10 protein-coding genes are annotated in these 7515 nt (G+C 72.5%); 3 read left to right on the top strand and 7 right to left on the bottom strand.

Features of this window, described 5'->3' with window-relative positions:
- Nucleotides 1-106 precede the first annotated feature (106 nt).
- Nucleotides 107-1144 carry an aldo/keto reductase gene (locus BIV04_RS08780; protein ID WP_071255874.1) on the bottom strand — a complete coding sequence of 346 codons (1038 nt, stop codon included), beginning with the start codon at nucleotides 1142-1144 and terminating at the stop codon, nucleotides 107-109.
- Between the two features lie 179 nt (nucleotides 1145-1323).
- Between BIV04_RS08780 and BIV04_RS08775 the strand changes: the two genes are divergently transcribed.
- Nucleotides 1324-2373, top strand: a complete 1050-nt coding sequence (locus BIV04_RS08775) for a helix-turn-helix transcriptional regulator (RefSeq protein ID WP_143048632.1) — start codon at nucleotides 1324-1326, stop codon at nucleotides 2371-2373.
- A 292-nt stretch (nucleotides 2374-2665) separates the two neighbouring features.
- Here the strand turns inward: BIV04_RS08775 and dcd are convergent, their stop codons facing one another.
- Nucleotides 2666-3253 (bottom strand): dCTP deaminase, encoded by a 588-nt coding sequence (dcd, locus tag BIV04_RS08770; protein WP_043593858.1) that lies wholly within the window; start codon nucleotides 3251-3253, stop codon nucleotides 2666-2668.
- A 49-nt stretch (nucleotides 3254-3302) separates the two neighbouring features.
- Between dcd and BIV04_RS08765 the strand changes: the two genes are divergently transcribed.
- Entirely contained in the window at nucleotides 3303-4283 is a 981-nt protein-coding gene (locus BIV04_RS08765; RefSeq protein ID WP_071255870.1) for an NAD(P)H-quinone oxidoreductase, read from the top strand.
- A gap of 53 nt (nucleotides 4284-4336) precedes the next feature.
- Here the strand turns inward: BIV04_RS08765 and BIV04_RS08760 are convergent, their stop codons facing one another.
- The 5 genes from BIV04_RS08760 to BIV04_RS08740 are packed head-to-tail and all read right to left on the bottom strand — an operon-like array spanning nucleotide 4337 to nucleotide 6603.
- Entirely contained in the window at nucleotides 4337-4942 is a 606-nt protein-coding gene (locus BIV04_RS08760; RefSeq protein WP_071255869.1) for a hypothetical protein, read from the bottom strand.
- The gene (locus BIV04_RS08755; RefSeq protein ID WP_083396305.1) at nucleotides 4939-5529 is read right to left on the bottom strand and encodes a hypothetical protein; all 591 of its coding nucleotides are present in this window, start codon (nucleotides 5527-5529) and stop codon (nucleotides 4939-4941) included. The genes BIV04_RS08760 and BIV04_RS08755 overlap by 4 nt, the downstream gene beginning before the upstream one ends.
- Nucleotides 5526-5936, bottom strand: a complete 411-nt coding sequence (locus tag BIV04_RS08750) for a hypothetical protein (protein WP_071255868.1) — start codon at nucleotides 5934-5936, stop codon at nucleotides 5526-5528. Before BIV04_RS08750 ends, BIV04_RS08755 begins: the two co-directional genes overlap by 4 nt.
- Entirely contained in the window at nucleotides 5933-6124 is a 192-nt protein-coding gene (locus tag BIV04_RS08745; protein WP_071255867.1) for a DUF2273 domain-containing protein, read from the bottom strand. The genes BIV04_RS08750 and BIV04_RS08745 overlap by 4 nt, the downstream gene beginning before the upstream one ends.
- Entirely contained in the window at nucleotides 6121-6603 is a 483-nt protein-coding gene (locus BIV04_RS08740) for an Asp23/Gls24 family envelope stress response protein (RefSeq protein WP_071255866.1), read from the bottom strand. Before BIV04_RS08740 ends, BIV04_RS08745 begins: the two co-directional genes overlap by 4 nt.
- 264 nt (nucleotides 6604-6867) lie before the next feature.
- On the opposite strand from BIV04_RS08740, the gene BIV04_RS08735 reads away from it, so the two are divergent.
- Nucleotides 6868-7422, top strand: coding sequence for an RNA polymerase sigma factor (locus BIV04_RS08735; RefSeq protein WP_071255864.1), 555 nt, complete (start codon nucleotides 6868-6870; stop codon nucleotides 7420-7422).
- Nucleotides 7423-7515 lie beyond the last annotated feature (93 nt).

The following is a 7515-nucleotide window of genomic DNA, read 5'->3' as shown; positions in this document are numbered from 1 at the left end:
CTGGCGCGGTGACCATCTCGAGGTGTCGTGCGGAGGCGCAGCGCGTGCGGAGGCGCGGTGCCCGCAGGAGGCGCGGTGCCCGCAGGAGGCGCGCCGCGCCTCCTGGTCAGCGGCCGCCGGTGATCTTCCGGTCGCGCTGGGCGACGCCTGCCGTGCCGTAGGGGTAGTCGTCGACCCGGGGTGCGCTCGCCGCGGTGAGGCGGGCGACCTCGTCGTCGGTCAGGACCGCGGCCAGCGCCGACGAACCCAGGTTGTCGTCGAGCTGCTCGACCGTGCGCGCACCGAGGATCACCGAGGTGACCGCGGGCTGACGCAGCAGCCAGGCCAGCGCGACCTGCGAGGCCGAGGCGTCGTGCGCCGAGGCGATGGAGGTGACCGCGTCGAGGACGGTCCAGGTGCGCTCGTCCGCGTTGCGCGCCTCCCAGGCCTCCATGCCCCGCTTCGGGTCCTCGCCGAGGCGGGTGGCACCGGTGGGTGCCTGGTCGCGGACGTACTTGCCGCTCAACCAGCCGCCGGCCAGCGGCGACCAGGGCAGCAGCCCGATGCCGGCGTCGAGCGAGGCCGGCACGACCTCGTGCTCGATGTCGCGCACGAGCAGGTTGTACTGCGGCTGCAGCGTGACGGGCGGTGCGAACCCGAGGGCCTCGGCTCGTCCGACGGCCTTCGTCACCTGCCAGCCGAGGTAGTTCGAGAAGCCGTAGTAGCCGATCTTGCCCGCGCTGATTGCGTCGTCGAGGAACCGCAGGGTCTCGTCGATCGGGGTGAGGTGGTCCCAGGCGTGCATCTGGTAGAGGTCGACGTGCTCGACGCCGAGCCGGGTCAGCGACGCGTCGAGGGACTTCGCGAGGTGACGACGCGAGAGGCCGACGTCGTTCGGGCCGTCGCCCATGGGGAAGCGTCCCTTGGTCGCGAGCACCACCTGATCGGCGTCGGTGGGGTGGCTCGCCAGCCAGCGGCCGATGATGGTCTCGCTGGTGCCGGCGCTGTAGACGTCGGCGGTGTCGACGAGCGTGCCGCCGCCCGCCACGAAGGCGTCGAGGATGTCGTGTGAGGTCGGTTCGTCGGCTTCGGCGCCGAAGGTCATGGTGCCGAGTGTCAGCTCCGACACCGAGGCACCGCTGTTCCCGAGGGTTCTGTAGTCCATGACCTGACGCTACGCCCGGCCCGAACACACCGACGGGGCCTTGACAAGCCCCCCCGTTCGTGGGGTGCCTCGCATGCAGCTGGTGGATAATCTCGGAATGGTCGTCCGACGCCGACGTCGGGCCCGACCGAACCGGGACCAACCACCCCGGGTCACCGTCCCACCCGAGGGGAACGACCGTGTCATCAGTCTCACCCGAGGCGGCGGCAGCCACCGCCGGATCAGCCTCGACCAACCTGCCCGATTCGTCGTCGGTGCCGCTCTCGGCGCACGTCGACCCGCGGGTCCGCAGCGTCACCACCACCGACCGGGACGTCGCGCACGCCCTGATCCGCAAGAACTACAAGATCACCCGGCTCGAGGGCAGCGGTCCCGAGCCGTTCGTCTACAGCCGGGCCGTCTCGGGCGAGACGCGGTTCGCGCTGTGCCGCTTCGAGTACCGGCGCGGTCGACTGCTGACCGAGAGCGAGCCCGCGGGGTTCCTCGTCGCCGGTGGGGTGATGGCGGGCCGCTTGTCGTTGCGGACGCGGGACCACGAGATCCGGGTCGATCCCGGTGCTCCGTTCGCGTTCCCCTCGCGCGAGGCGAAGACCATGGACTCGCTCGACCTCGTGCTCGGTCAGGTGCTCCTCGACCGCGCCGCCGTCGAGCGTGAGCTGGGCGCCATGCGGCTGGCGGCCCCGGGGGGACTCCGCTCGACGGCCACCGAGGCGGTGTCCGCCGCCATGGCCCGTTACTGGTCCGACCTCGTGACCCACGTCCACGCGAACGTCATCCGCAACGACGCGGCCATGGCGAGCGCCCTCGTGCGGGGTTCGGCGTTCCGGTCGCTCGTCGCGGCCTACCTCGAGACGTTCGAGACGAACGTCGTCGGTGTGGGCGGGGACGACGGCCTCACCCCCCTGCCCTCGACGGTGCGGCGGGCGCGCGAGTTCATCGAGCAGCACGCGCACGACGACATCGGCGTCGTCGAGATGGCCGAGGCGGCTCGGGTGACGCCGCGGGCCCTGCAGCTGGCGTTCCGTCGCCACCTCGACTCGACGCCCATGGCCGAGCTGCGGCGGGCCCGACTGCGCGGGGCGCACGGCGACCTCGTCATGGCCGACCCCACCCTCGGCCACACGGTCGCGGGTGTGGCGCTCAGCTGGGGTTTCGCCCACGCGGGCCGCTTCGCGGCTCAGTACACGGCCGAGTTCGGACGGTCACCCCGGGACACCCTCGAGGGCTGATGGATGAGATTTTCACCTACGCTTCGCAAGCTGAGCATCCGTTTCGTTTTCCGGACAGGCCCGGGTTTGCCCGGCGCGCACAGGGTCGCAGAATGAAAAAGCCTCGCGGTGACAGGTTCAGGACCGCGAGTCACAGCGCACGAGATCGACGTCGGGTTTCTCTCGTGTCGCCGGGGTGCGGAGGGAGTCGGGTTCCTCCCGCACCCCCTTCTCGTTCCTGGGGGGCGTCGAGCGTCGAGGACGCGACCCGCGCCTTCTGGACTCCCGCGACCGCGGCACGAGCCTGCGGCGGTCAGTCGCGGGCGGAGACGTCCGTGTGCACGAAGCCCCGGAACGACCGGCTGGCGGTCGGGCCGCGCTGGCCCTGGTAGCGCGAGCCGTACTCGGACGAACCGTAGGGGTGCTCGGCCGGCGAGCTGAGCTTGAAGAAGCAGAGCTGGCCGATCTTCATGCCGGGCCAGAGCTTGATCGGCAGGGTCGCGACGTTCGACAGCTCGAGCGTGACGTGCCCGCCGAAGCCGGGGTCGATGAAGCCGGCGGTCGAGTGCGTCAGCAGACCGAGGCGCCCGAGCGAGCTCTTGCCCTCGAGGCGGGCCGCGACGTCGTCGGGCAGGGTGACGAACTCGTAGGTGCTGCCCAGCACGAACTCGCCCGGGTGCAGGATGAACGGCTCGTCGGCCTTCGCCTCGACCAGGCGGGTCAGCTCGGGCTGCTCGTCGGCCGGGTCGATGAACGGGTACTTGTGGTTGTCGAAGAGGCGGAAGAACCTGTCGAGCCGCACGTCGATGCTCGACGGCTGGATCAGCGTCGGGTCGTAGGGGTCGAGGCCGATTCGCCCGGCGTCGAGTTCGAGCTTGATGTCGCGGTCGGAGAGCAGCACGCGACAAGCCTAGTCAGCGCGTGCCGGGCCGCGGGGGGAGGATGGAAGCATGCGTGCCATCACCGTCCCCGTGCCCGGAGGGCCCTCCGCCCTCGTCGTCTCCGAGGTGGCCGAGCCGGTGCCCGGCCCGCGCGAGGTCGTGATCGACGTCGCCGCCGCGGGCGTCAACCGCGCCGACGTCAACCAGCGTGAGGGGCACTACCCGTCGCCCGCCGGGGCACCGTCCTGGCCCGGGCTCGAGGTCAGCGGCACCGTCGTCGCGACCGGCGAGCACGTCACCGCCGCGGCCGTCGGCGACTACGTCGTGGCCCTGCTGCCGGGCGGTGGCTACGCCGACCGCGTCCAGGTCGACGAGGGGCTCGTGCTGCCCCTGCCCCGAGGCGTCGACCTCGTCGAGGCGGCCGGCCTGCCCGAAGCCGTCGCCACCGTCTGGTCGAACGTGTTCATGAGCGCCGGGCTGAAGCCGGGTGAGACCCTGCTCGTGCACGGCGGCGCCAGCGGCGTCGGCTCGATCGCCATCCAGGTGGCCGTGGCGCTCGGCTCGACCGTCTACGCCACCGCCGGTTCCGCCGACAAGACGTCGTTCTGCGAACAGCTCGGCGCCACCCGCGGCATCGACTACAAGACCGAGGACTTCGTCGCGGTCGTCGACGAGCTCACCGAGGGCCGCGGCGTCGACGTCGTGCTCGACCTGGTCGGCGGCGACTACATCGCCCGCGACGTCGAGGCGCTCGCCGTGAACGGCCGCGTCATGGTGATCGCGGTGCAGGGCGGTGCGTCGGCCACGATCGACCTGTCGCGCCTGATGGCGAAGCGCGGACGGGTCTGGGCGACCACGCTGCGCGCCCGCCCGCTCGACGAACGTCGCGCCATCATGGCCGAGGTGCGCGAGCACGTCTGGCCGCTGGTCGAGGCCGGATCGGTGCGACCGGTGCTCGACAGCGTCTACCCGCTCGAGTTCGTCGCCACGGCCCACAAGCGCATGGAGTCCGGCGGGCACAGCGGCAAGATCCTGCTCGCCGTCCGCTGAGGCCGAGCCGAACCGAGGAGGTGCGGGTCGCAGAGCCGAGGAGGCGCGGGTCGTCAGGCCACGCGGCTGTCGGACCCCTTGCGCACCGCCGAGGCTCCGGTGATCTCGACGAGCACGGGCACGGTCTCGCCCAGCACGCGGTCGAGTCCGCGGGCGACGTCGGACGCCGCCGCGACCACGGGGGCCGGGGACGACCCCGCCGTCAGGCGCACGCGCACCTTGAGGGCCGGTCGGCCCGTGACCGTCCACGCCGAGACGCCGACCGAGGCCACGTCGCGTCGGTCGCGAAGTGCGTCGGTGATGGCGGTGTCGGCGAACGAGCTCGACACGGCGATCGAGCCGGCCGGGTCGTCGTGGACGACGACGCTGTCGGTGCGACCGTGCCCGTGGGCGAAGATCGCGACGACGAAGACGATCACCAGCAGCAGGCAGAGCAGGGCGAGGGCCAGCGGCAGCCAGCTGCCGCCCGTCCCGCCGGTCGGGTCGATCGGCGTCGTCGCCACCGCGTCGTCGACGGCCGACGACGCGGGCGACAGCAGGTCGCGCAGCGCACCGCCGCCGGGCAGGGCGACGACCACGAGGAACACGCCCACGGCCAGGGTGACGAGCCCGACGACGAACAGGAAGAGGCGGTTCGCGAACCGATTGCTGGAGGTCATGCGCCGAGCCGTCCCTGATCGGTGGTGCGGACCCGGGCCGACAGGGCCGGGCGGTAGGCGACGGACTCGAGCTCGGCACGGGCCGCGGCATCGACCGCGGCGTCGTCGACCGCGAGGCCCGAGGACGGCGTGAGGTCGATCTGCGCCCGTCGTCTCGAGACCCAGGCCGAGACCTGCTGCTCGGACAGGCGACCCGACGTGCGGGCGGTCCGGGCGAGCGACGAGGCGATGACGCGGTCGTCGACCACGACCGCCACGCGGGCGTCGTCGATGGTGTGGCGTCCGCGACGGCCGGCCGTTATGGCGAGGGCGACGAGGACGAGACCGACGAGCGCTGCGACGACACCCGCGCCGAGCACGAGGCCCGAGGTGCCGCCGCCGTCGACGGACGAGGTCAGCGTCGCGAGGACGTCGACCGGCGAGAAGAGCAGAGCCGGTCGCCCGAGTGCGGCGTAGACGGCCTCGACGCCGACGTACCCGACGACGAGCGTCAGCAGGACGAGCACGACGATGGTGCTGCCCGAGCGGGAGGAGTGCAGCTCACGCCGCAGGACGCGGCGGTACAGGCCGGGGTCGATCTCGCTCACGAGGTGTGCCCCGTCCGCTCGAGGCGGCTGCCGCTGACCGTCACGTCGACGCGGGACACGGTCCGCCCCGCGAGGTCGGAGACCCGGCGGGTCAGGGTGGACTGCAGGTCGCGCACGACGGCGACGACCCCGCCCTCGGGCATCGTCATGGCCTCGGAGAGCATCGGTACGCGCACCGGCGTCGAGACGCGCAGGGCGAGGTGCCCGGCATCGTCCGCCGCCTCGACGCGGACGTCGGCCCGACGGACGCGCAGGGTCTCGGCGACGACGGCCGTGGCCACCTTCTGCAGCACCTTGCCGGGGATGCTGACGTGCCCGGCGACGACGGTACCCGTGCCGCGGACGTCGGCGGAGTCCGCAGGCGTGCGCTCGACGGCGGGGGAGGAGGCGGTGGCGGCAGCGGTCATGACGACGAACGCCGTCCGCGCAGGGCGTCGAGCAGGCCCTTCACGTCGGTCTCACCCGAGACGACGCGTCCGACGAGCGCCCCGACCGCGATGAAGACCGCGACGAGGACGAGGCCCCAGAAGCCGAAGGCGAGGGCCGAGATAGCGAGCACGGCGCCGACGGCCATGCCCGTGGTGGTGGCGGTCACGAGACGCGGCTCTCGCGGGTGGAGTCGTCGTCGGCGTCGTCGTCACCGGGGATGTGGACGTCGTTGATCGCGACGTTCACCTCGGCGACCTCCATGCCCACGAGCTGCTCGATCGTCCGGGCCACGGCGGCGCGCACCTGCTCGGCGACCGTGTGCATGGGGGCCGGGTACTCGACGACGATCGTGACGTCGGCGGCGACCTGGGTCTCGCCCACCTCGACGCGCACGCCCTGACCGAGGTCGGTCGTGCCGATGACGTCGCGCAGGGCGCCGAACGCGCGAGCGGTGCCGCCGCCGAGGGCGAAGACGCCGGGCACCTCGCGGGCGGCGATGCCGGCGACCTTGGCGACGACGCCGTCGGCCACGACCGTCTTGCCCGGCGTGGTGGTCGTGCTCGGGACCGTGCTGCTCGGGACCGTGCCGCTCGGGACCGTGGTGCTCGGGACGGTGCTGCGGGGGGCCGTGTCGGCGGGTGCCATGGGTGACTCCTTCTCGTCGTTCGAGGTGTTCGATGCGGGCAATGTCGATGCCACCCTTCGGTCCTACCCGATGGGGGGTGCCGAGGGTGGACACCGACGCGCCGGAGAACCGGTACCGGTTCAGGTGGTTCCGGTGTATCCAGGAATGAGACGCGTTCCGGGGCCCGAACGTCACGGAATGCGTCGGTACTCATCCACGGGTCGCGACTCGCGCCTCCTCGTCCCGGGGAGACCGGGCGGACGCAGCAGCAGAAGGGGGCGGACATGGCGGCAGACCTGGCCGAGGCCTCCGACGCGGTGCTCGCGTCGCGCGCCGCCGAGGGCGACGAGCGGGCCTTCGAGGTCCTGCTGCGGAGGCACCTCGGGCTGATGACGGCGTACGCCACCCGGCTGACCGGCTCCCGGGCCGACGCGACCGACGCGGTGCAAGAGGCGTCCATCACGATCTGGCGTGAACTGCCCACGCTGCAGACGCCCGCCGCGGCCAAGGGCTGGATGATGCGCATCGTGTCGCGCAAGGCCTTCGACCTGATCCGGTCGCGACGACTCACCGACGACGTCGACGACCTCGAGCTGGCCTCGGCGACGCCGACGACCGATCCGGAACGCCTGGCGTCGTCGAACGACGCCATGGAGGCGCTGCGTGCGGCGCTCGCGCGACTGCCGGCCAGCCAGCGGCAGGTGTGGGCGCTGCGCGAGGTCGGCGGCGAGTCGTACACCGAGATCGCCGAACGGACCGGCACCACCGTGACCGCGGTCCGGGGGCAGCTCGCCCGGGCCCGAGAGACCCTGACCCGCGAGATGGAGGCCTGGCGATGAGTGACCGTCCCCACGGCACCGACCATGCCCACGAAGACCCGACCCCGCCCGACGTTCCCGTCGACCTGGGCGTTCCCGTCGAGGCGGGCGCTC

The organism is Frigoribacterium sp. MCBA15_019 (assembly GCF_001864945.1).
Classification (GTDB): Bacteria; Actinomycetota; Actinomycetes; order Actinomycetales; family Microbacteriaceae; genus Frigoribacterium.
The sequence above is the reverse complement of the archived record's forward strand: the minus strand, read 5'-3'. Positions and strand labels throughout refer to the sequence as shown.